The 21,896-nt window shown below is 71.8% G+C and carries 19 protein-coding genes; 11 read left to right on the forward strand and 8 right to left on the reverse strand.

The features are described 5' to 3' along the window. Positions 1 to 790 precede the first annotated feature (790 nt). Positions 791 to 970 carry a hypothetical protein gene (locus AB0I91_RS21700; protein WP_499638402.1) on the reverse strand — a complete coding sequence of 60 codons (180 nt, stop codon included), beginning with the start codon at positions 968 to 970 and terminating at the stop codon, positions 791 to 793. A gap of 307 nt (positions 971 to 1,277) precedes the next feature. Between AB0I91_RS21700 and AB0I91_RS21705 the strand changes: the two genes are divergently transcribed. The 5 genes from AB0I91_RS21705 to AB0I91_RS21725 all read left to right on the forward strand — a co-directional run bounded on the left by AB0I91_RS21705 (position 1,278) and on the right by AB0I91_RS21725 (position 8,236). Continuing rightward, positions 1,278 to 1,949, forward strand: coding sequence for a MerR family transcriptional regulator (locus AB0I91_RS21705; RefSeq protein WP_499638404.1), 672 nt, complete (start codon positions 1,278 to 1,280; stop codon positions 1,947 to 1,949). Continuing rightward, on the forward strand, positions 1,946 to 4,342 hold the full coding sequence (locus tag AB0I91_RS21710; protein ID WP_499638406.1) for a VIT domain-containing protein: 2,397 nt from the start codon (positions 1,946 to 1,948) through the stop codon (positions 4,340 to 4,342). The genes AB0I91_RS21705 and AB0I91_RS21710 overlap by 4 nt, the downstream gene beginning before the upstream one ends. 341 nt (positions 4,343 to 4,683) lie before the next feature. Further along, the gene (locus tag AB0I91_RS21715; RefSeq protein ID WP_498783147.1) at positions 4,684 to 4,830 is read left to right on the forward strand and encodes a hypothetical protein; all 147 of its coding nucleotides are present in this window, start codon (positions 4,684 to 4,686) and stop codon (positions 4,828 to 4,830) included. A gap of 5 nt (positions 4,831 to 4,835) precedes the next feature. Next, entirely contained in the window at positions 4,836 to 6,623 is a 1,788-nt protein-coding gene (locus AB0I91_RS21720) for a condensation domain-containing protein (RefSeq protein WP_499638408.1), read from the forward strand. A gap of 602 nt (positions 6,624 to 7,225) precedes the next feature. After that, the gene (locus AB0I91_RS21725; protein WP_499638410.1) at positions 7,226 to 8,236 is read left to right on the forward strand and encodes an NAD(P)/FAD-dependent oxidoreductase; all 1,011 of its coding nucleotides are present in this window, start codon (positions 7,226 to 7,228) and stop codon (positions 8,234 to 8,236) included. 321 nt (positions 8,237 to 8,557) lie between these two features. Here AB0I91_RS21725 and AB0I91_RS21730 read toward each other — a convergent pair whose 3' ends face one another. Together AB0I91_RS21730 and AB0I91_RS21735 are read right to left on the reverse strand one after the other, a co-directional pair. After that, on the reverse strand, positions 8,558 to 8,767 hold the full coding sequence (locus tag AB0I91_RS21730; RefSeq protein ID WP_499609401.1) for a 4-oxalocrotonate tautomerase family protein: 210 nt from the start codon (positions 8,765 to 8,767) through the stop codon (positions 8,558 to 8,560). A gap of 32 nt (positions 8,768 to 8,799) precedes the next feature. Beyond that, entirely contained in the window at positions 8,800 to 9,549 is a 750-nt protein-coding gene (locus AB0I91_RS21735; RefSeq protein ID WP_499609404.1) for an SDR family oxidoreductase, read from the reverse strand. A 95-nt stretch (positions 9,550 to 9,644) separates the two neighbouring features. On the opposite strand from AB0I91_RS21735, the gene AB0I91_RS21740 reads away from it, so the two are divergent. The 3 genes from AB0I91_RS21740 to AB0I91_RS21750 all read left to right on the forward strand — a co-directional run bounded on the left by AB0I91_RS21740 (position 9,645) and on the right by AB0I91_RS21750 (position 13,844). After that, entirely contained in the window at positions 9,645 to 10,493 is an 849-nt protein-coding gene (locus AB0I91_RS21740; protein ID WP_499609701.1) for a helix-turn-helix transcriptional regulator, read from the forward strand. 574 nt (positions 10,494 to 11,067) lie between these two features. Beyond that, positions 11,068 to 12,615, forward strand: coding sequence for an MFS transporter (locus AB0I91_RS21745; RefSeq protein WP_499638412.1), 1,548 nt, complete (start codon positions 11,068 to 11,070; stop codon positions 12,613 to 12,615). After that, positions 12,612 to 13,844, forward strand: a complete 1,233-nt coding sequence (locus AB0I91_RS21750; protein WP_499638414.1) for an FAD-dependent monooxygenase — start codon at positions 12,612 to 12,614, stop codon at positions 13,842 to 13,844. Before AB0I91_RS21745 ends, AB0I91_RS21750 begins: the two co-directional genes overlap by 4 nt. Before the next feature lie 172 nt (positions 13,845 to 14,016). Here the strand turns inward: AB0I91_RS21750 and AB0I91_RS21755 are convergent, their stop codons facing one another. Then, the gene (locus AB0I91_RS21755; protein ID WP_499638416.1) at positions 14,017 to 14,838 is read right to left on the reverse strand and encodes a helix-turn-helix transcriptional regulator; all 822 of its coding nucleotides are present in this window, start codon (positions 14,836 to 14,838) and stop codon (positions 14,017 to 14,019) included. A 128-nt stretch (positions 14,839 to 14,966) separates the two neighbouring features. Between AB0I91_RS21755 and AB0I91_RS21760 the strand changes: the two genes are divergently transcribed. Continuing rightward, the gene (locus AB0I91_RS21760) at positions 14,967 to 15,410 is read left to right on the forward strand and encodes a nuclear transport factor 2 family protein (RefSeq protein ID WP_499638418.1); all 444 of its coding nucleotides are present in this window, start codon (positions 14,967 to 14,969) and stop codon (positions 15,408 to 15,410) included. Continuing rightward, positions 15,407 to 16,255: an NAD(P)H-binding protein gene (locus AB0I91_RS21765; protein ID WP_499638420.1), complete on the forward strand. Its 849-nt coding sequence runs from the start codon at positions 15,407 to 15,409 to the stop codon at positions 16,253 to 16,255. Before AB0I91_RS21760 ends, AB0I91_RS21765 begins: the two co-directional genes overlap by 4 nt. A 144-nt stretch (positions 16,256 to 16,399) precedes the next feature. Here AB0I91_RS21765 and AB0I91_RS21770 read toward each other — a convergent pair whose 3' ends face one another. From AB0I91_RS21770 to AB0I91_RS21780, 3 genes are read right to left on the reverse strand one after another with little or no spacing between them, the layout of a single operon-like run. Further along, positions 16,400 to 17,578, reverse strand: a complete 1,179-nt coding sequence (locus tag AB0I91_RS21770) for an FAD-dependent monooxygenase (RefSeq protein WP_499638421.1) — start codon at positions 17,576 to 17,578, stop codon at positions 16,400 to 16,402. Between the two features lie 5 nt (positions 17,579 to 17,583). Beyond that, on the reverse strand, positions 17,584 to 18,795 hold the full coding sequence (locus tag AB0I91_RS21775; RefSeq protein WP_498783124.1) for an FAD-dependent monooxygenase: 1,212 nt from the start codon (positions 18,793 to 18,795) through the stop codon (positions 17,584 to 17,586). 35 nt (positions 18,796 to 18,830) lie between these two features. Then, positions 18,831 to 19,790 carry a zinc-binding dehydrogenase gene (locus AB0I91_RS21780; RefSeq protein ID WP_499638423.1) on the reverse strand — a complete coding sequence of 320 codons (960 nt, stop codon included), beginning with the start codon at positions 19,788 to 19,790 and terminating at the stop codon, positions 18,831 to 18,833. Between the two features lie 66 nt (positions 19,791 to 19,856). On the opposite strand from AB0I91_RS21780, the gene AB0I91_RS21785 reads away from it, so the two are divergent. Further along, a complete protein-coding gene (locus tag AB0I91_RS21785) occupies positions 19,857 to 20,495 on the forward strand; it encodes a TetR/AcrR family transcriptional regulator C-terminal domain-containing protein (protein WP_498783120.1) in 639 nt (212 codons plus the stop codon). Between the two features lies 1 nt (position 20,496). On the opposite strand, the gene AB0I91_RS21790 is transcribed toward AB0I91_RS21785, so the two are convergent. Further along, positions 20,497 to 21,846 (reverse strand): MFS transporter, encoded by a 1,350-nt coding sequence (locus tag AB0I91_RS21790; RefSeq protein ID WP_498783118.1) that lies wholly within the window; start codon positions 21,844 to 21,846, stop codon positions 20,497 to 20,499. Positions 21,847 to 21,896 lie beyond the last annotated feature (50 nt).

The raw sequence follows: 21,896 nt of genomic DNA on the forward strand, positions 1-21,896 counted from the left end.
CCGGAGCTGACCATCGCATCGGTCATCTGCCGGATCAACGTCTCGCTGATGTTGCAGCCGAACGTGTTCCACGAGTTCCACCCCATCGGCGGCGTCCGTGCCACACCGTTCTCCAGCGCCTGCGCGGACGACGTGTGCAGTACCGCCGTCAACGCGGACAGCAGCAGCACGCCTGCCGCTAACAGCGTTGCCGCCCTGCGAGGACGGGGAAGTCGTGTTGCGGTCACCTTGATCTCACTCCTCGGTGCGTACGACGCTCCGGCTGCCATCCGTGCTGCCGCACGGCCGGGCACAGTGCTGCCCGTTGCTCCGGAATTCCGGGTTCGACAAATCCGCCGGCGGGCTTGACGTGGCGGCTTCCGTCAGCGGCGCAGGCTTCGACGGAGACAGTGTGGCACTCATTGTTCACGCTCACAAGACAGTCTCTGCGGGGGAGGTGTACGGCAATGCGGGGGATTCGCCGGTCGGATGGGGGCCTCATGAAGGGTTGCGACAGCGCTTTCAGGTGAGCGTTGGTTAGCGCTAACATTTAGCAACGACGCTGGTGTCAGCCGGACGTGGAGCGACCGTCGACCGGCAACGGTCGGTGCATCCACCGCCTGGATGTCACCGGGGGCTGGCCGTGCGGTTGCCGAGCAGGCGGAAGGCGGGGATGCACCCGGTTCCCCGGCACGCGCGCGTTCTGGGCAGCGGCGATGGTCGAAGAATCTCCGCCAAGGGCCCCGACTGTGAAGATCAGTGCGCGGATCAAGATTGATTCCTTGGAGCTTTTGCGCGGCCGACGGCCGGATTACGAGCACCAGCCCATCCGCTCGTCGCCACCGCTGCTCCGGTCCAGCCCGCGTACTTGATTGCAGTACGGCGCGTACCCGCGGACCACGGCGTAGTACTTGTAGCCGCCCGATTTGTGCAGCAGGTGGACACCGCCGTAGGCCTTGCCGTTCCAAGTGGCCGGTCGGGAGTCGATCACCCGGTACCCGGTGCCGCACACCTCTTCGGGCGTGTACGGGTTGGCCGGGATGCCGTTCGAGTCGTCTATCGCCGTCGTCGCCCAAGGCCGACACCTCCATGCGCACCGCGCTGGAGATGGCGTTGTGGACCCGCGGGCACACAGGCCACCCGATCACGGCGGGGTTGATCCACCACTCGGACGCGGGTCTCTCGCCGAGAGAAGCAGGAGCCCGGCACTCGCCGACAGCAGGGACGTCGTCGCGGCCAACCGAACGGGGAGGTGAAGCTGACACTGTCATATTGACAGTGTCAGTTATAGTCGTGTCGTGAGCGACGAGGAGCTGTGGACGATCGGGCAGCTGCCGGACCGGGTCGCCGCGCTGCTCGCCGACGATTACGGCGGCCAGCGGAGCGGCCGGGTGCGGGAGTTGCCGAACGGGCGCGCCATCCGGTGGTACACGACCATCGGGTTGGTGGATCGGCCGGTGGCGTACCGGGGACGCGCCGCGCTGTACGGGCGGCGGCACCTGCTCCAGGTGGTCGCGGTCAAGAAGTTGCAGGCGGCGGGGCACACGCTGGCGGAGATCCAGGCGGTGGTGGTGGGCGCGGACGACGGCAGGCTCGCCGAGCTGGCCGGGGTGACGCGGCAGGTCGAGCCGACTGGACGAGCCGAACCTGCGGGACGGTCGGACGACGGTGCCGCGGCGTCCCGCAGCGGGGCCTTCTGGCGCGACCGGCCCGCGTCGTCGCCACCCGCGCCACCCGCAGTGATGCCGCCGGCCGCTCCTGCACCGGTGGCCTCCGCGCCCCCGGCCGCCGGCGTCACCCGGGTCGTGCCCGGTCTGCGCCTGGGACCCGGCGTCACCCTCGTGCTCCACGCTGCCGACCGCGTCCCCGAGGCGGCCGAACTCGCCGCCATCGAAACCGCCGCGGCACCCCTGCTCGACCTGCTCGCCCGCACGGGTCTGGCCCCGACCACTGGAGAGGACAACGGATGAGCACCCGCATCGCAGTCGTGGGAGACGTCGGGGCCACCCGGCCCACCGAGGACGACGGCCTGGGCTGCCTGCGCACCGAGCGTGGCAACCTCCCGCTGGAAGCCGTCGACGTCCACGCGACCATCACCGGGCTGGCCTCGCGCACCACCATCACGCAGACCTTCCACAACCCGCACCCCGACCCCCTCGAAGCGACCTACGTCTTCCCGCTGCCCGCCCGTGCCGCGGTGACCGCGCTGCGCGTGGAGGCCGACGGCCGCGTGGTGGAGGGCATGCTCAAGGAACGCGCGGCCGCGCGGGCCGACTACGACCAGGCCGTCTCCGACGGCAAGCGCGCCGCCATCGCCGAGGAGGAGCGGCCGGGCGTGTTCACCACGCGCGTCGGCAACATCGTGCCCGGCGAGCGGATCACCGTGCGCCTCACGATCGTGGGCGTGCTCGCCTACGAGGACGACACCGCCGAGTACCGCCTGCCGCTGGTCGTCGCACCCCGCTACGTCCCCGGCACCCCGCTGCCCGGCGACCAGGTCGGCGACGGCGTGGCCCACGACACCGACGCGGTGCCCGACGCCTCCCGCATCAGCCCTCCGGTGCTGCTGCCCGGTTTCCCGAACCCGGTCCGCCTGTCCCTGGTGGTGGACGTCGACCTGGCCGGGCTGCCACCCGCCGAACCCTCGGCCAGCCTGCACGCCACCGTCACCGAGGAGACCGCCGGCGGGTTCCGCGTGCGGGTCGAGCCGGGCGCGCGCGTGGACCGCGACTTCCTGCTGCGCCTGCGCTTCGCCGACGCCGACGTGGTCCGCACCTCGCTGGCCGTGCGCCCGGACGAGGACGGCGAGGGCGGCACGTTCGCGCTGACCGTGCTGCCCCCGGCGGCCGGCGGACGGCTGCCGAGCCGGGACGTGGTGCTGGTGCTGGACCGGTCGGGCTCGATGCACGGCTGGAAGGTGGTCGCGGCGCGCCGGGCCGCGAGCCGCGTGGTCGACTCGCTGCGCGCGGACGACCGGTTCGCCGTGCTGGCGTTCGACGACCGGCTGGACAGCCCGGACGAGCTGCCCGCCGGCCTGGTCGCGGCGACCGACCGCAACCGCTACCGCGCGGTGGAGTTCCTGGCCGGCCTGGAGGCCCGGGGCGGCACCGAGATGCTGAACCCCCTCCAGCGCGCGGCCGGGCTGCTCGGCGCGGAGGGCGATCGGGAACGCGTGCTGGTGCTGGTGACCGACGGCCAGGTGGGCGACGAGGACCGGTTGCTGCGCGAGGTCGCCACGAGCCTGGCGGGCGTGCGGGTGCACACCGTCGGCATCGACCGCGCGGTCAACGCGGCGTTCCTGCAACGACTCGCGGGCTCGACCGGCCGGTGCGAGCTGGTCGAGTCGGAGGACCGGCTGGACGAGGCCATGCGTGCCATCCACCACCGCATCGGCGCGCCCGTGCTGACCGGCCTGGCGGTGCGGGCCGACGGCCTGGCCGTGGAGGAGGGGTCGCTGGCCCCCGCGCCGCTGCCCGACCTGTTCCCCGGCGTCCCGGTCGTGGTCACCGGCAGGTACGCGGGCGAGCCGTCGGGCGCGGTGGAGGTCACCGGCTCGGGTGGGTGGCGGCAGCGGGTGGTGGCGGTGGCGAGCGACAACGCCGGGCTGGCCGCGCTGTGGGCCAGGGCTCGGGTGCGCGACCTGGAGGACCGCTACGTCGTGGGCGCGGGCGACCTCGACGCCCTGGAGCGGCAGGTCGTGAGGACATCGCTGGAGCACGGCGTGCTGTCCCGGTTCACCGCGTTCGTCGCGGTGGACGAACGGGTCGTCAACGAGGGCGGTCGGGTGCGGCGGGTGACGCAGCCGGTCGAACTGCCCGACGGCTGGTCGTCCGTCCCCGCGTTCGCCCGCGGAGGCGGCTACGGCGCGGCTCCGGCCGGGATGCCGGTGGCCGGGGCGCCGATGGCGGCCATGCCGTTCGTCCCCGCCGCGGCCCCGGCGGCACCCCGCGCGCGGAAGACGCGGGCCCGTGCCGGTCTCGAAGCGGCCGTGGCGAGCAGCGCGGACCTGGCAGCACCCAAGCCCGTCGCACCCGCGCCGCCCGTCCCCGCGCCGGCGGAGTTCGCCGCCGAGGCGTTGATCCGGCTGCGCGAAGCGCGAGAACCGGCTGCTGTCCTGCTCGGGCGCCTGCACCAGGCCATCGGCCGCCACCTCGCGTCGTGGCGGGCCGCGGGCGCGCCCGCCGAGGCGCTGCGGACGCTGTCGGACCTGGCCGCGGAACTCGCCGCGCCCACCACCGATCCCACCGAGGTCGACCGCCGCCTGCGGCACGCGATCGCGACGCTGGAGACCCTGGCCGAACCCCCGTCAGGCCAATCCCGGCCGGCCGAGCCCCACCGGCGCAAGCCGTTCTGGAAGCGGTGACCTCCCGTTCCCGGGGCGGAGCCCGCCTCCCGCCCCGGGAACGGTCCGCCGCAGACGACGCTGCCTGTTGTCGCGGCGCGGAACCGACCCGTCATCGCGGTCAGGCACTTGAGGGCAACGGCCCCGAAGTCGCGCCGTAGGTCGGGGACACCGGCCGATCACCCGAACCGGCGAGCGCCCCTCGTCCAAGTGCGGCAGTACAGCTACCGGGCCTTCACCGACGCCTGTCAGAACGCCAAGGTGACCGTACCCATGGGCGCGGTCGGAGTTGCTCCCGTCCGGCGCGCTCCTTCGCCACGCCCTATGGACTGCGGCCCATGGCGGCACGGAGGATGGGGCGCATGCCACCGCCGACGCCCGACCTCGTGGTGCACGACGAAGCGTCGTGGCACCACCTCGCCGTCCACTGGGGTGATCACGTCCTCCCGTCCTCCCGGGTCGGATCGGTCACGCGCCTCGCCGCCGCCTTCCGCGACCGGGTGGGGTGAGCACCGTGACCGTCGTGGCGGACCCGGGGCAGCACCGCCGGCAGCGGGTGCGGCTGACACCGCAGCGCACGATCCAGGTACCCGTCACCGGCTCGCGGGAGGCCGAGGGGCCGCTCACCCTCGGTCAGCTCAACATCGCGCAGTGGCTGAGCCAGGTCTCCGACCACTTCTACTCGGTGCTCTGCGTCGAGCTCCCGGTGCCGGCCGTCGCCTCGGTGGACGACGTGGTCGAGACCATCGCCGTGCTGGGCGCGCGGCACGAGGCCCTGCGCACCTCCTACGACCTCGGCGAGGAGAAGCGGCAGCTGGTCGCGGCGTCCGGCACGCTCCCGCTCGAGGTCTGGGTGCTCGGTCAGGGCCGGTGGGGTCCGCGCGACCGCACGTCGGTGGCGGGGACGCTCCTCCGCCTGCTGCGCGACAACCCCGACCCGGATCGGCCGGCGATGCGGGTCGTGGTCGCGGTCTCTCCCGACGAGGACAGCAGGGTCATCGCGTGCGCGGGCGCGTTCTCGCACATGGCGGTCGACCACGGCGCGATCGAGGTCCTGCGGCGCGAGTTCGCCGAACTGGTCGGCGACACCTCCCGCCGGCACGTCGGCACACCCCGCCACCAGCCACTGGACCAGGCGCGACTGGAGGCGACCCCCGCCGAGCGGCGCCGGGCGCGGGCGGCGCAGGTCTACCTCCAGCACCAGACCTCGAAGATCCCCCGCCTGCTCTACCACATGCCCGACACCAGCCCCGGCGGCGATCCGCTGGCCGTGGAGCTGTCCTCACCGGCCGCCGCCACGGCGGTGCGCCGGGTGGCGGTCCGCACCCGCGCCAGCCGGCAGAGCGTCGTGCTGGCCGCGATCTGCGCTGTGCTGGCCCACCGCACCGGCGACGAGGAGATCGTGCTGCCCCTGATGTCGGGCAACCGCTTCGACCGCCACCTGCTCGACTACGTCGGCTCGCTCGCCCAGGGCACGATCGCCTCCGTCGGCGTCGCCGGGCGCGACTTCGACGCGCTGGTCGCGCACACGTGGACCGCGGTCCTGGAGGCCAGCAGGCACGCCCGGTACGACGCGGCCGAACGAGCCCGGCTGGACGAGCGGATAGCCCACGAACGCGGCCTGCTGTTCCGCTACGAACCGCTGTTCAACAACCTCGCCCCCGAGCCCGGTCCCGGTACCTCGCCCGGCGCCTTGCCCGGCACCGACGAACTCCGGGCCGCACTCGCCCACACCGAGCTGCGCTGGCGTCCGGTGCAGCGCAACGCGAAACCGGTCCGCTTCAACCTCAACCAACTCGACGAGCGGCTGGTGCTCGACCTGTGGGTCGAGGACGACGGCGTGGTCCCGCGTCAGGAAGCGGAGTCACTGCTGCTGGCGTTCGAGCGCGTCCTGGTGGCCGCGGCACACGAAGACCTGACCACCGCGCGGATGCACGACCTCATCGGGTTGCCGACGGCCGAGCGCTCGGCGAACTGGCTGCTGCTCGACTCGTGCCGGGTCGACCTGCGCCAGGTCCAGTCCCTCTTGGACGACGCCCTGGCCCCGGCCGTCACCCGGGTCTTCGCCGAAGCCAACGGTCACCCCTTGGTGGCCTACGTGACCATCACGGACCAAGTCAGCACCCCTGAACAGGCCCACGCCCGCTGCATGGCCGCACTTCCCGACCACCCGGCGGTCCTCACCCCACGCCACTACGTCCTGTGCCCCACCGCCCCGACCGACCCGGCGGACCTCGCCTCCTGGCCCGCCCCCCGCCACACCGGCACGGGACGCGCACCCGCACCGCCGGTCGAGCTCTGAACGCTGGGCTCGGGTGGCCGCAGGCGATCGCGGCGGTCGACTGCCCGGGTCCGCCGGTCCCGCTCGTTGTCACCTGCGGGTCGGCCGTGTGCCGGGAGCTGGAGGCGGCTGCGATCGGGCTGACGCGCGCCATCGGAGCCCATCTGCTGCCGCTTGACCGAGACGACGTCCTTCGGACGCGACCGGGTCACCGGACCTCGCGTGGTGGCCCCTGGACCGCTCCGTGCCGCAATCGCACCTGCCTGCCGGGTGGCCGGCGGCGCCGACATGGCCCTGTGGGGTGTCAAGAGTTCTACGCCTCGATGAAGCCCGACGCACGGGACCGCTGGGTCGACAACCGGTTCGTCCCGTCGGAGTTGGCGCCACGGGTCCTGGCCCGGCCGGCCGGGTTGAAGGCGACGTGACGATTCCGCGGCACCGCTTCACCTCGCCTCGGCATGTCGCATCAACCGAATGTGTACGGAGGTTCCGGTGGCCCGCCAGAGCCTGGCCCGGGTGACCACACTCACATCCGCATGCGAAGGTTTTCGGGTCATGGCTACCGGGCACTACCGCGGGCACGCGGTCCGCGCAGGTTCCACAGCCCTTGCCCGTGCAGAGCGGTGCTCGCGTTGCTGGAGGATGCGGTGCGCGCGAACGGCGTCGACATCATCCCCGCCACCGTGCACGAGTTGGACGCGGCCGGCGGTCGTGTACGCGGTGTGCGCCTCGCCGGCGGGGAGTCGATCGCCGCACCTAACGTGGTGCTGGCCGCAGGCAGCCTCACCCAGGAGTTCATCGAGCGACTGCCCGCAGGCTCCGTCCCGCCGCTGCTGCACAGCACCGGACTCGCGGTGCAGACCCGCCGCCGGGCCTTCCCCGGCTTCGCCCACGTGGTGCGCACCCCCAACGCGGTCGGTGGGTGCGGGATACACCTGGTCCCGTTGGCCGAGCGCGGCCACGAGTACATCGGGGCGACGAACATCCTCCACTTCCACCCTGCCGCCGGCCCTGGTGTGGGAGTCACCTTCAGCTTGTTGAAGGACGCCTGCGAGCAGTTCGATCACCGGCTTGGCACTTCCCAGATCACGCGGTGGTCAACCGGGCGGCGTCCCATCGCCCTCGACGGGTTTCCCCTGATCGGCACGGTCGCCTCGCACGCGGGGTTGGTGCTTGCCACCGGCACTTACCGCGATGGCTTCCACAGCTCGCCGGTGATCGCCCGCCACGTCACCGACGTGCTCCTGCGCGGAGCCGCCGGGGACCCGCATTTCGGCTGTTTCGCCGTGGAACGCCTCCCGATTCAGCGAACGACCGTCGAGGAGTCCGTCGAGGTGTTCATCAGGCATGAAGTCGACGCCTCGGTCGACGCCGGCCTCCGCGTGCCGTACTTCCTCGACCCCGGAATCATGGCCCGCCGCCACCGGGAGGCCGCCGAACAGATCTACGACCGACTGACCGATCCGGTCGCCCTGATCCCCGAAGTGCTCGACGCCCTCACCTACCGCCCCGACGACGGCCTGTGCCAGCTCGACCACTACCTGCAGGCCGCGCGCCGGCACCACGGCACCGCACCGTCGGCGGACGGACATGCCGAGCTGCCGATGCCCGTCTCGCTGGGCGGCAACCGGTGAACCTCGCGCGGGTACGGGCAGGTGGTCGGACGCGGCCGGCGTGGGTTTCGAGCCCGCTTCGCCCACGACCTTCGAGTGGTCGGCGCCGCAGGCGTTTCACTCGCTCCTCGGCGTGCCACAAGGCGGTTGCCCAGCCGGCGCTCACCTCGCCGCGCTCGACGGCGGTCCGCACCTCCACCACGGAGCCGAACACCTGGACCGGAGGTCGGGTTGCGCACGCAGTTGCGGATCTCTGGTGTCCGTCGAACGGGGGCGAGCCGTCGGCGGACGGCCCGGCGTCCGGTGGGACGTCGGGCCGTCCGCCGACGTACGCGGGGCGTGTCAGGCGTTGCTGTTGAGCATCGCGGCGGTCAGGACGTGGCCCCCGACGCCCCAGCCGCCGTCCTCGACCTCGTCGACGAGCACGACCGTGGTCGGCCGGGCGCGTTCTCCGTAGATCTCGACGTACAGCTCGGTGGTTCGCTCGACGAGCTTCTTCTTGTCCTCGGCGCTGATGGTGCCCGCGGGGACCTTGAAGTTGGCGAATGGCACAGGTGTTCTCCTCGTTGTTGTTCAGTGCGGTGTCAGACCAGGCCGCCGTTGGCGCGCAGGACCTGGCCGTTGACCCAGCGGCCCTCGGGGCCGGTCAGGAAGGCGACGACGCCCGCGATGTCCTCCGGGGTGCCCAGTCGCTCCAGTGGTGGCGCCTTGGCCAGCGCCGCCACCTGTTCCTCGGTTTTGCCGTCCAGGAACATTTCGGTGGCCGTCGGGCCGGGCGCGACCGTGTTGACGGTGATCCCGCGTCCGCGCAGCTCGCGGGCGAGGATCAGGGTGATCGCCTCGACCGCGGCCTTGCTCGCGACGTACGCGCCGTAGCCGGGGAACTGCGTGCCCACCACGGAGGTCGAGAAGCTGACGAAGGCGCCGCCCGTGCGCAGCCGTTGAGCGGCTTGCCGCGCGACGACGAAGGCGCCGCGGATGTTGACGCGGTGCAACCGGTCCAGCACGTCCAGATCAAGCTCGGCGATGGGGGACAGGGCGAGGCGGCCCGCGGAGTTGACCACGACGTCAACGCCCCCGTACTCGCTCTCGGTGCGGTCGAACAGCTCCTCCACCGCGGTCTCGTCGGCCACGTCGGCGCGGACCGCGGTCGCGTTCCCGCCCGCGGCGGTGATCGCGTGCACGGTCTCCGCCGCGGCGTTGTCCTCCCCGGCGTAGTTGACGACGACGGCCAGTCCGTCCGCGGCGAGCCTGCGGGCGACCGCCCGACCGATGCCGCGCGAACCCCCGGTGACGATGGCGACTCGTCCGACAGTGGGGTCGGTGTTTGTCATGCCTCCACCGTGCAGGACCGTGCGGACCGGTGACAGGGGACGCCGTCCCCTGTGTCCGTGGCCCGCTCCACTGCAGACTGGAGGACGTGAACTCGATGAAGTACGCCGAGCTGGGCGCGTTCCTCCGCTCGCGGCGTGAGCGCATCCGCCCCGAGGAGGTCGGACTGGTCTCCGGGCCGCGGCGGCGCGTGCCGGGACTGCGCCGAGAGGAGGTCGCCCACCTTGCCGGGGCGTCGGTGGACTACTACAACGAGCTGGAACGCGGAGCCGGGTCGCAGCCGTCGGAACAGATGCTGGCGGCGCTGGCGCGTGCGTTGCGCCTGACCGCCGACGAGCGCGACCACCTCTACCACCTGGCCAACCGGCCGGTGCCGCCTGGCGGCGCGGGCTCGCACGTGCACCCCGGAATGCTCGACCTGCTCACCCGGTTGACCTCCACCCCCGCGCAGGTGATCACCGACCTGCACGTGACGCTCGTGCAGAACCCGCTCGCCATCGCGCTGCTCGGGGACCAGTCCCACTTCCGGGGCGAGGAAGCCAGTTTCGTCTACCGCTGGTTCACCGACCCCGAGGCGCGGCGGCTCTACCCCGAGGAGGACCACCCGGCCCAATCCAAGGCGTTCGCCGCCGACCTGCGGGCCGCCGCCGCTCGCCGCGACGCCAAGGACACCGGGGCGAGCGCGCTCGTCGCCGGACTCCTCGACCGCTCCGCCGAGTTCGCCGGGCTGTGGGCCGAGCACGACGTGGCGTTCCGCCGCGACGACCGCAAGCGCATCGCCCATCCCGCGCTCGGCCTGGTCGAGGTCAACTGCCTCACCCTGTTCAGCGAGGACGGTCGTCAGCGCCTGCTGTGGTTCACCCCCGCGCTGGGCACCGACAGCGTCGACAAGTTGGAGTTGCTCGCCGTCATCGGCACCCAGGAGTTCACGCCGCACCCCGACTAGTTGTACTGCCCTGCGTGGTGCGAAAGGTCCGACACTGAGTCGGATTATCTTGGAATGAGGGGCGGCCTCCGGGTCCGGTGTGGATAGGGACATCTGCGCCGGCAGGCCACGGCGGCTGTTCGTCCACGGCAACTCCTCGTCAGCTCGCACGTCTGGCGAACTGGCGCATGGAGCTGGCCGCCGTGCGGTTGCGCGACAGTCAGGACTCCCTCGTCCAGGCGGGACTCCCCGTTCCGGTCACCAGACCGGTCTGGTAGGCGATGACGACGAGTTGCGCGCGGTCGCGTGCCTCCAGGTTGGTCATGGCGCGCTGTACGTGGGCGCGAACGGTGAAGGGCTCATCGGCCGTGAGCGGCCGTCGGCGTCCAGCACTCGACCGTTCAGCTTGAGGATGCGAAGAACCGCGTCTCGCCACGAACCGGAATCACGGCCGACGCTGTCGGCGTCAGGGGACAACCCCACGTCCAGGGACGGCCGCCCGTACGCGTGTAGTGCGTCCGCACCAGGAGCGGGCCGGGCTGGTCCGTGTGCACCAGGCGAAGACGATCCGGGCGAACGATGTGCGGGACCGCGGTTGGCGACAGGGTTGGTGGCGGAATCGTCCGGCGGCGGGCCGGACGGCGAAGCAGCGGGAAGAAACGTTGCACGACAGCGGAAACAGGACCGACGCGGTTCGGCTGACGGCCGTCCGCAAGGTCACTTTCCCGTCACGGAAAGGATTCCCATGACCACCACCCTGGCTGCTCCGGTGCGGGCCGGGAGGGCCGCGGTCGGGGCTCTCGGCATGCTGGCCCTCGCCAGTGGCGCCCTGGAGTCGGTGGTGCAGCCGACGGTGCCGCTCTTGCAACGCGAACTGGGCATGGGGCCCACCGGAGGGGCACTGCTCAGCATCCTGCTCCCGATCACCGGCGCACTCGTCACACCGTTGGCGGGCAGGTTCGGCGACCGCTACGGCGGAAAACGTGTCCTGGTCCGGCTGATGATCGTGGTGTGCGTCGGCGGCGTGGTGTCCGCACTCGCGCCGAGTCTGCCCGTGCTGCTGGCCGGCCAGGTCCTGCAGGGCGCGATGGTCGGCGCGCTGCCCCTGTCGTTCATCGTCGTGCGCAAGCACCTGTCCGCAGGAGAGTCGAAGGCGGCCATCGGCGTGGTCAGTGGCCTGTTCGTGGGAGGCGGGATGGTGGGCATGCTGCTGGCCGGGCCCGTGGCGGAACAGCTGTCCCGGCACTGGATGTTCGCGCTGCCGACGATCGCCGTCATCGTGGCCACCCTTCTCGTGAACCGGTTGGTGCCGGCGGATTCGGCAGACGGGTCGGGCGACGCCGGGGTCGACTGGCCCGGGCTGGTCCTGTTGAGCGGGGTGCTGATCACGCTCATGCTCACGATCAACTTCGCGCTCGACCTCGCTTCGCAGCCGCTCGCGCTTTGCGGCCTCGTCGTGCTGCTGGTCGCACTGGTGGCCGGCTGGATCGCCGTCGAGCGTCGCGCGGCCTCGCCGCTGATCGATCTGCGCTTGCTGGCCCGGCCCATGATGTGGAAGTCGGGCGTGGCGACGTTCATGATCTGCGTCGGCACCTCGATGGCGATCTTCCTCGTCACGCAGCTGTGGAGCGCGCCCGGTGACGGGTATGGCTTCGGGGCCGGCGCCACCGAGATCGGCTTGTTCCTGTTGCCCGGCACCGTGGTCGCGACGTTGGCCGGACCGGTGGGCGGGAGCTGGGAGCGGCGTTCCGGCTCACGTGCCGTGGCCACCGCCGGGGTCGTCATCATGACCCTGGCCCTGGTCGGCATGGCGGTCGTGCACACCGAGGCGTGGCACCTCGTGGTCGGCAAGGCACTGGTCGCCCTGGCCAACGGCCTGGTCGTCACCGCGATGACGACGGGCATCGCGACCTCCGTCGCGCCGAACGAGACCGGCGTCGCCACCAGCCTGATCCTGGTGACCCGCGTGCTCGGGATGGCCTCGGGCGGGATGTTCGGTGGCGTGCTCCTCGCCGCCGGGACCCCGTCGGGGTCGGACGTGGCGGCCGAATCGTCGTACATGACCGGATTCGTCATCGCCGGCGCCGTCACGGCGCTGGCCCTGCTCGTCACCCGCACCATGCACAAGGGAGTCAAGGCATGACCTTCACCGCTCACCTGAACGACGTTCGCAGCACCCCGAAGGGCAGGGTGCTGGTTTCCGGTGCCGGCATCGCCGGTCCCACGCTCGCGTACTGGCTGACCCGCTACGGATACGCGGTCACGGTGGTGGAGCGGGCGGCTGCGGTTCGCAGCGGTGGTTATCCCGTCGACGTCCGCGGCACCGCGCTGGAGGTCGTCCGGAGGATGGGGATCCTCCCACGATTGCGCGACGCGCACATCGAACTGCGCCGGCTGACCTTCCTCGACGGGAACGGCGGTGAGGTGGCCTCGGTCCACCCGCACGCGGTCACCGGAGGTGCGAGGGGAAGGGACCTGGAGGTGCGGCGCGGGGACCTGACCGACGCGCTTCACCTGGCGGTCCGCGACGACGTGGAGTTCCTGTTCAACGACTCGGTCGACACCCTCGTCCAGTCCGGCGACGGGGTCGACGTCACTTTCCGCGGCGGCGGCCAACGCACGTTCGACCTGGTGTTGGGTGCGGACGGTGCGCATTCCCGGACCCGGGAACTCGTGTTCGGCCCCGAAGAGCGGTTCCGCCGGTACCTCGGCTACTGCTTCGCCGTGTTCCGCGTGCGCAACACCTTCGGGCTCTCCCACGAGACCGTCATGTGGAACACCCCGGGCCGGTCGGCGGCGCTCTACGCCGTGGGGGAGGACGACGAGGTGCACGCCTTCCTGAACTTCGCCCGGCCGGAACCGCCGTCCGACGTGTTCGCGAACCCGGAAGCACAACGGGATCTCGTCGCCGCGGTCTTCGCGGACGCGGGTTGGGAGGTCCCCGGAATGCTGGCCGCGATGCACGAGGCGGACGACGTGTTCTTCGACGGTGTCAGCCAGATCCGCATGCCCCGCTGGCACCGCGGCAGGGTCGCGCTGGCGGGCGACGCCGCGTACGCGCCTTCGTTCCTCACCGGACAGGGCTCCAGCCTCGCGCTCGTCGGCGCGTACATGCTCGCCGGTTCCCTGGCCGGGCGGGACCACACCACCGGGCTCGCCGCATATGAAGACGGCACGCGTGAGTTCGTGGCCGCGAACCAAGGGCTGGTCGGCGAGGGCGGCGCCACGCTCTTCCCGACCACCGCCCAGGCCCTGGAACAGCGCAACGAGAGGCTGCGCAAGCTCGGCACCACGCCCTCCGCCGAGCCGCGACCGGCTCATTCGGCCCTCACGCTGCCCGAGTTCATGCCCCTGAAGCCCTCCACCGGCTGATCGACGACGGCCGGTCGAGGGCACCGGCTCGGTATGCCGCGAGCGCAGTCGGCCGAGCTGCCGTGCACGGTGGCGGGGTTCCGGTCCGTCACGCGAGCCGGCTCCGCCGCAGTGCCGCGTCCTTCGTCGGAGCCGGGGTTTCGATCCTGGCTGCGGGCTCTTTGCTCTTTCGTCAGCTGAGGCGATCGAGGGCGGCGGCGCTCGAGCTGCCCGGCTCGGCCGTGTACATCACCAGGGTGTGTCCGGCGCCCGGGAACAGCAGGGTGGTCCGATCCAGCTCCAGCTCTCCCAAAGCCGGGTGCTTCACCCGCTTGCGGACGGCGGGGATGGGGCGCACGTCGTGGTCACGCCAGCCGGCGGCGAAATCGGCGTCGTGGGCGGCGAACTCGTTGATCAGTTCAGCCAGCGCGCGGTCGGCGGGGTGCTTCAGGGCGGCCGTGCGCAATTGCGAGGCGGATTGCCGCGCGAACGTCGCTTCCGCCTCCGGTGCGGCGTCGCACAGGGTGCCGGCCAGCACCAGGGCAAGCCGGACGGCGTTGCGTTCGCCGGGTGCCAACTGGCCGAAGTCCGTGATCAAGGCCACCGCCGCGCGGTTCCAGGCGACGATGTCCTGCCTGCTGTTCACGATGTAGGCCGGAATGGCGCCGAGCCGGTCGAGGAGCGCACGCGCTCCATCGGGGATTCGCTCGGGCTCGCGGTGCGCGTCGGGCAGGATCTGGCCGGCCAGCCTGGCCAGGTGCTCGCGCTCCGCTCCGGTGAGCTGAAGGGCTGTCGCCAGCGCGTCGAGCACCTGCGGAGACGGGCGGGAGGCACGTGCCTGCTCCAGCCGCTCGTAGTAGCTGACCGACACCTGCGCCCAAGCCGCCACCTCCTCGCGGCGCAGACCAGGGGTGCGCCGGGCACGCTGCCCCGGTCCGTGCGCCCGCGCGGCGGCCTCCGGTCGCAGGTTCTCCCGGCGGCGGCGGAGGAAATCGGCGAGCTCTTGTCCGGACACACCGCCATCATCCCAGGCGGCGTCCGGCTTGACCTCCCCCTGGCAGTCCGGGGCTGAAGCGTGGGTTCCTCGGGTGCTTGCCTGCTGGGCACGCTGGTCCGGCAAGCAGAGTTCCCGAGGAGGATGACGTGCCCAGTGCACCGGAGGAAGTTTTCCGGCGTCTGCTCGACCTGATGCTGAAGAAGGAGATGGACGCTGTCGCGGATCTTTGGGCTGCGGATGGCACCGCGGAGTTCCCCTTCGCCGCCGGCGATGCGCCGCGGCGCCTGACGGGGCGCGAAGAAGTCCGCGGTTACCTGGCCGGATACCCGGAACTGCTCGATATGCGGGAAGTCGCCGCGCTCACCGTGCGTCCGACCGAGGACGCGGATACCGCGGTGATCGAGTGGACGGCCGAGGGCCGCACGGTTCGCACCGGCGAGCGTTACCGGCTGGATTACGTCGTCGTGCTGACGGTGCGCGATGACCGGATCACGGTGTATCGCGACTACTGGAGTCCGCTGGCGACGGCTCGCGCGGCCGGGCGGTTGCCCGAGCTGATCGCTTCGCTCGACCGGGACGATGCCTCGTGACCGGGGTGCTCGTGACCGGAGGCACCGGGAAGACCGGCGCGGCACTCGTCGAACGGCTTCGCGGGGCGGGGGTACCGGTGCGGATCGCGAGCCGGCGCCCCTCCGCCGGCGATCCCGACGCGATCCGATTCGCTTGGGAGGACCCGAGCACGCACGAAGCCGCGCTGCGCGGCATGGATCGCGTCTTCCTGGTTCCCCCGGTGGAAAGCGTCGACCCCTTGCCCTTGGCCGGGCCTTTCCTGCGCCAGGCCCGGCGGTCCGGCGTGCGCCGGGTCGTGCTGCTCGGTTCCGCCATCGTCCTGCCGAACGCGCCCAGCGCGCTGGAACTGGCGGCACAGGTGCGGGCCGAGCCGGGCTGGGTGGTGCTGCGCCCGTCGGGGTTCATGCAGAACTTCCTGCGTCCGCACCCGCTGGGGGAAGGCATCCACCGGCTCGGCGAGATCCGCACCGCGGCCGGCGACGGCAAGGTGGGATGGATCGACGTCCGGGACGTCGCGGCTTCCGCGGCGGCCTTGCTGGGGGATCCCGAAGTCCGCGCCGCGGGCGACGATTTCCTGCTCACCGGGCCCGAGGGTCTGAGCTACGGCGACACCGCGGAAGCCATCACCGCCCAGACGGGCCGCCGGATCCGGGTGCGGCAAATCGAGCCGGACGAGCAGGCCGCGGCTTACCGGGCCGCCGGACTGCCCGCCGAGTTCGCCGCTGCCCTCGCGACCGTCGAGGACGGGATCCGGCGCGGGCGGGAAGACCGCGTCAGCACGACGGTACTCGACCTGACCGGCCGGCCGCCCCGCACCTTCGCGCGGTTCGTCTCGGAGCACGCGGACGAATGGCGCGGGAAGTGACCACGGGGCTGGGTGCCCGTTGCCTCAGGCCGGCAAGGGAAGCCGCTTGGTCGGCTTGGTGAGCTGGTTGCGCGGGCGCCCCAAGCCGTGGCGTCACGCCTTGTCATGGCGGATCCCCTCTCCTCCTCGACGCGGACGTCGTCCTCACCGCGACGTGCCGGACAGCGCCGCCTCAGTCGCCTGCCGTCGGCCGCGGATTCTGCGGGCCAGACCGAGGAGGACCGAGCGCAGCGCCTCGGCCCGACGACTGGAGGGGACGAACATCTGCTGCTTGAGGCGCGCGGTGCGCTGGTGCTTGGTGATGAACGGCCGCAGCCCGCCCTCCCAGGCGTCCAGAGCGGCGGCGAGGTCGTCGGGGTGCTCCCGCAGGGCCACGCCCAGCGCAGCCCCGCCGCGCAGCGACGACGTGGCACCCATGCCCGAGTAGAGGTTCAAGCACCACGCGGCGTCCCCCACCAGTACGACCCGGCCCTTGCTCCACCGGGGCATCCGCACCTGGTGCACCGAGTCGAACAGGTGGTCCGGGGCCTCTTCCAGGGAGTCCAGGACGTGCCGCACCACGGGATCGTCCATGCGCGAGAAGACCGAGCGCAGCCGATCGACCCGCGACCCGCCGAACTGGTCCTGGATGTCCGTCGTCCGGTAGGTCAGCAGTGCGGTGGGCGCGTGGTCGGCGAGCCCGAAGACCCACACCGCCCGCTTCGCGCGCGCAATGATGATGCTGTCACTCGCCGCGTAGGAGGGCACCTGCTCCTTCAGTTGGAAAGCGCAGATCATCGCGTTCCACTTGGTCAGGTAGTCCTCGTCCGGACCGAACACCATCCGGCGCACGCTCGAGCGCATCCCGTCCGCGCCGACCACGAGATCGAAGTCCTCGCGGTACCGCTGCCCGGTGCCGGCGTCCTCGAGCAGGACCTGCACTTCGGCAGGACCCTCGGTGATCGCGACCGGAGTGGTCCCGAACCGCACCTCGACGCCGGTGCTGCTCTGCCACAGCGCGGCCTCGATGTCCCCGCGCAGTACCGCTGCGGGTTCACCGGGCTGGTCCAGGAATCCCAGGGCCGGCCTGCGCCTGCCCCGGCGATCCAGCGACCACGTGTTCGCGCCCGCCTTCCGTTCCGGGTTGCGGGTGTGCAGGTGGTCGGCGATGCCCAGGTCGACCGCGGCCCGCCGGCCTTCCGGGAACAGCCCGACGAAGTAGCCCCCGGTACGCCGCTCGGGCGCCCGTTCGACGATCACCGGCGTCCACCCGGCCCGGCGCAGCCCGATCGCCGCGGACATCCCCGCGATCCCGAGCCCCACCACCAACACCCTCTTCCGCATGGCGGTCACCGCGCCGTGCCGGACAGGGCCGACGATGCGGTGTACTCCGCCGCCATCCGGCGGTGGACGACCCTGCGGATCAGCTCGAGAACACCCGAAACCAGCACCTCGACCGGGCGGCTGGACGGGACGAACCTCTGTTGCTTGATCCGTGCGGAGCGCTGCTGGCGGGTGATGTAGGGCCGCAGGCGGGTCTCCCAGGCGTCCAGAGCGGCGGCGAGGTCCTCGGGGTGCTCCCGCAGGGCCACGCCCAGCGCGGCCCCGCCGCGCAGCGAGGACGAGGAGCCCATGGCCGAGTAGGTGTTCATGCACCACGCCGCGTCGCCCACCAGCACGACCCGACCCTTGCTCCACCGGGGCATCCTCACCTGGTGGATCGAGTCGAACACGTGGTCAGGGGCCTGCTCCAGGGAGTGCAGGACGTGACGCACCACGGGGTTGTCGTCCATCCCGGAGAAGGCCGCGCGCACCTGCTCGATCGACGGCCCGGCGAACCGGTCCGGGATGTCCTCGGTGCGGTAGGTCAGCCACGCGCAGGGCGCGTGGTCGGCGAGTCCGAACACCCACATCGCACGCTTGGGGCGCGAGACGATGATGCTGTCGCTCGCCTCGTAGGAGGGCACCTGCTCCTTCAGCTGGAACGCGCAGATCATCGCCTTCCAGTTCGCCAGGTAGTCCTCGTCCGGACCGAACACCATCCGGCGCACGCTCGAGCGCATCCCGTCCGCGCCGACCACGAGATCGAAGTCCTCGCGGTACTGCTGCCCGCTGCCGGCGTCCTCGAGCAGGACCTGCACCCCGCCTGCGCCCTCGGTGATCTCGACCGGAGTGGTCGCGAACCGCACCTCGACCGGGTCCTCGGTCCCGTCGCCGGTGATGCCCTGCCACAACGCGGCCTCGATGTCACCGCGCAGCACCGCGGCCAGCCCGCCGGGCGCGTCCAGCAAGCCCAGAACCGGTCTCCGCCTGCCCCGACGATCCACTGACCACGAGTTCCCGCCCGGTCGCCAGTCCGGGTTGCGGGTGTGCAGGTGCTCGGCGATCCCCAGGTCGGCCACGGCCCGCACGCCCTCCGGGAACATGAAGATGTAGTAACCCTCCGTCCGACGCTCGGCTGCTCGTTCGACGATCACCGGCGTCCACCCCGCCCGGCGCAGCCCGATGGCCGCGGACATCCCCGCGATCCCGAGCCCCACCACCAGTGCCCTCTTCTGCATGGCTTCCTCCCTCCGATCACGTTCTGCGGGATGGCTCAGTCCGGGACGACGACGGCGCGGCTGCGGCCGGTGTGCGCCCACGCCTCACCGACCCGGCTCAGCGGGAAAGCGGTGTAGGGCAGGTGCAGGGACCCGTCGGCGAAGCGGGCCATGACCTCGGGTGCCTCGGCGAGCATCTCCTCGGCGGACCGCGATCCGACGCCGCTTCCGGTGATGCGGATCCGCCTGCTGCGCAGCAGGTCCGCCGGCAGCGACGCCTCCAGGCCCGCGAGCGAGCCGATCTGCACGTAGGCCGTGTCTGCCTCGGTGTCCTCGCCGCCGCGACCCAGCACGGCGAAGGTGGCCTCGGCCACGGGTCCCCACAGGTAGTCCAGCACGAGACCGGGCGGCGTCTCGGACACCGCATCAGCCAGCGCCTTCTCCAGGCCGTCGGGACCGTCGTGGGCCAGCGACACGGTCGCCGCTCCAGCGCCGCGAAGTCGCTCCAGCGCCTCCGGATCGCGCCCGGCGGCGACGACCCGCTCCGCCCCGAGCGCCAAAGCCCCCTGCACCGCAAGACTGCCCGACATCCCCGTGGCGCCCAGCACCAGCACGGTGCCCAACGTCCCCACTTCCTTGCGCCGCGCGGTGAGGACCATCCAGCCCGACAGGCCGGGGTTCATGCCCGCGGCGATCGCGAGCGGATCCGCCCCCGCCGGCACCTCCGCCTGGAAGGGAGCGACCAGCCGCTCGGCCATCGTCCCGAACGGCGGACGCGCGTAGCCGGTGTAGACCAGGCGCCCGTCACCGGTGCGGGCGACCGCATCGATGCCAGGCACCAGCGGATACGTCATCTGGCCGCGGCCGTAGTGCCGGCCGGTGGCCAGTCCGCGAACGATGTTGTGCAGGCCGGCCCCAACGAGGTGCAGCGGCTCGTGACCGGGCGGGATCACCGGGTCGGGGAAGTCACCGCAGACGGGTGACGCATCGGGGGCAGTGACGATCGCAGCACGCATTTCCCGGCTCCTTAACTTAGTTCAAGGATGTGTCCAGCGTGCCTGAACGCCGTTAAGGTGTCAACCATGACCAAGGGCATCACCCGGGAACGGATCGTCACGGCGGCGCTCGAACTCCTCGACGACCAGGGCATGGACGCCCTCACCGTCCGCGCGCTCGCCGCCCGGCTCGACGTCCGCGCCCCCGCCCTCTACTGGCACGTGCGCAACAAGCAGGAACTGCTCGACGAGATGGCCACCGAGGTCATGCGCCGCGTGGCCGGCGCCTTCGCCGCGATCCCGCCGGGAGACGGGTGGCGTGACGACCTCACCGCCTACGCCCGCGTCCTGCGCTCGGAGTACCTGCTCCACCGCGACGGGGCCCGCATCTTCAGCGGCACCCGGATCACCGACCCGGACGTGGTCCGCATGAAGGAGCCGTTGTTCGAGCGCTGGACCGCAGCCGGCTGGAAGCCCGACCACGCCGACGACGCCGTCGACCTGGTCACCGCGTTCGTCGTCGGCTTCGTCATCGAGGAACAGGAACGACGCCAATCCGCCGAGACCGATCCGACGCGCTACTCGGTCACCGCGCGCGAGGCCTGGCTCGGCGAAGGCGCGTCACTCGTCAAGCGGGCCGGGCACCTCCAGGACGAGGGCGACCAGCGGTTCGAACGGCACCTCGGCATGGTCCTCGACGGGATCGCCGCCCGGCCGATCGCCTGACTCACCCGCGCCTGCGCACCAGCACCGTCGCGAGCACCGCGGCCGCGACGAGCGCCGCGCCACCCATCAGGATGTAGAGCCGCACCCCGGTCAGGGAGTTCGCGGCGACCTCCGCGACGAGCGTGTCGGTGGCTGTCGCGTTGAGCACCATCACGCCGACGACGTTGAGCACGACCGACCCGACGCAGAGCACGACCGCCACCAGGCTGCCGATCGCACCGTGGTTTTCGGGCGGCGTCAAGACGGTCGCGAGGTTGAAGCTGGAGGCGATGCCCGCGCCGGCGGCCACACCGAGCAGGGTGGCGCAGACCAGCCCGACCGGGAGCACCGAGACGCCCACGAGCATCCCGAACGTGGCCAACAGGCCCACCGCGATACCGGCGAGCAGCGTGCGCGCCGGACCGATCCGGGACGCGAGGACACCCGACACCGGACCGCCGATCATGATCCCGACCGCGGACAGCACGAACAACGCGAGCACCACGTCGCCACCGCCGAGGCCGTAGCCGAGGCCGAGCTCGGGCGGCACTTCCGCGACGAGGCTCTTCAGCTGCAGCATGCTCTGCACCGCGCCGGCCGTGAGCGCCACCGCTCCCAGCGTCAACGCCAGCGACCCGCTGTGCCCACGCAGGTCGACGATCGGCTCGGGGACCCGCAGCACGTGCCGCACCCCGGCGACCAGCGCGATGACGCCGCCGACCAGCGCGGCCAGCAGACCCGGGTTCGCCCAGCCCACGTCCGGGCCCATGCTGACGCCACCGAGCACCGCGACCAGACCGGAACCGAGCAGCAGCGCCCCGGCGACGTCGACCGACCCGCCGGAGCGGATCGGCGGTTCCGGGACGAACAGCCGCACGGTGACCGCGCAGACCATCGCGAGAGCGGTGGCGACGACGAAGACGCTCCGGTAGCCGAACGCGTCGATCGCCGGGTTCAGCAGGAACATCGCGGGAATCCCCAGTGCCGACGCGCCTGTGGTCACGACGCCGACGGCGGCCATCCCGACCCGTGGGGTGCAGACCTGGCGGGTGATCGCCACCGTGAGCAGCACCGCTCCCATGGCCGCCCCCTGCAGGAACCGCCCGAGCACGAAGACGACGACGTTCGGCGCGACCAGGCAGACCAGCGATCCCGCAAGCGTGACGAGCATGGTGACGACGAGGATCCGGCGCTTGCCGTGGATGTCGGCGGTGCGACCGAGCAACGGCGCCCACATCGCACCCGCCAGCATCGCGCTCGAGTTGAGCCACGCGGCCTGGTCGGTCTGGAAGTGCCGCATCATGTCCGGCAACGCCAGCAGCGGGGCGACGATGACCACGTCGGCCAACAGGTTCGCCCCGACGAGGATCATCAACCAGCCGACCAGTCGACCGCTCCACCTGTCTTCCGCGACACCCGACG

It is taken from the genome of Actinosynnema sp. NPDC049800, assembly GCF_040656635.1.
GTDB lineage: Bacteria > Actinomycetota > Actinomycetes > Mycobacteriales > Pseudonocardiaceae > Actinosynnema.

Excerpts from the sequence above, each read along its gene's own strand:
- AB0I91_RS21710 (WP_499638406.1), top strand. The coding sequence starts at position 1,946 with ATGAGCACCCGCATCGCAGTCGTGGGAGACGTCGGGGCCACCCGGCCC.
- AB0I91_RS21715 (WP_498783147.1), top strand. The coding sequence starts at position 4,684 with ATGCCACCGCCGACGCCCGACCTCGTGGTGCACGACGAAGCGTCGTGG.
- AB0I91_RS21735 (WP_499609404.1), bottom strand. The coding sequence starts at position 9,549 with ATGACAAACACCGACCCCACTGTCGGACGAGTCGCCATCGTCACCGGG.
- AB0I91_RS21740 (WP_499609701.1), top strand. The coding sequence starts at position 9,645 with ATGAAGTACGCCGAGCTGGGCGCGTTCCTCCGCTCGCGGCGTGAGCGC.
- AB0I91_RS21750 (WP_499638414.1), top strand. The coding sequence starts at position 12,612 with ATGACCTTCACCGCTCACCTGAACGACGTTCGCAGCACCCCGAAGGGC.
- AB0I91_RS21770 (WP_499638421.1), bottom strand. The coding sequence starts at position 17,578 with ATGCGGAAGAGGGTGTTGGTGGTGGGGCTCGGGATCGCGGGGATGTCC.
- AB0I91_RS21775 (WP_498783124.1), bottom strand. The coding sequence starts at position 18,795 with ATGCAGAAGAGGGCACTGGTGGTGGGGCTCGGGATCGCGGGGATGTCC.
- AB0I91_RS21780 (WP_499638423.1), bottom strand. The coding sequence starts at position 19,790 with ATGCGTGCTGCGATCGTCACTGCCCCCGATGCGTCACCCGTCTGCGGT.
- AB0I91_RS21785 (WP_498783120.1), top strand. The coding sequence starts at position 19,857 with ATGACCAAGGGCATCACCCGGGAACGGATCGTCACGGCGGCGCTCGAA.
- AB0I91_RS21790 (WP_498783118.1), bottom strand. The coding sequence starts at position 21,846 with ATGATCCTCGTCGGGGCGAACCTGTTGGCCGACGTGGTCATCGTCGCC.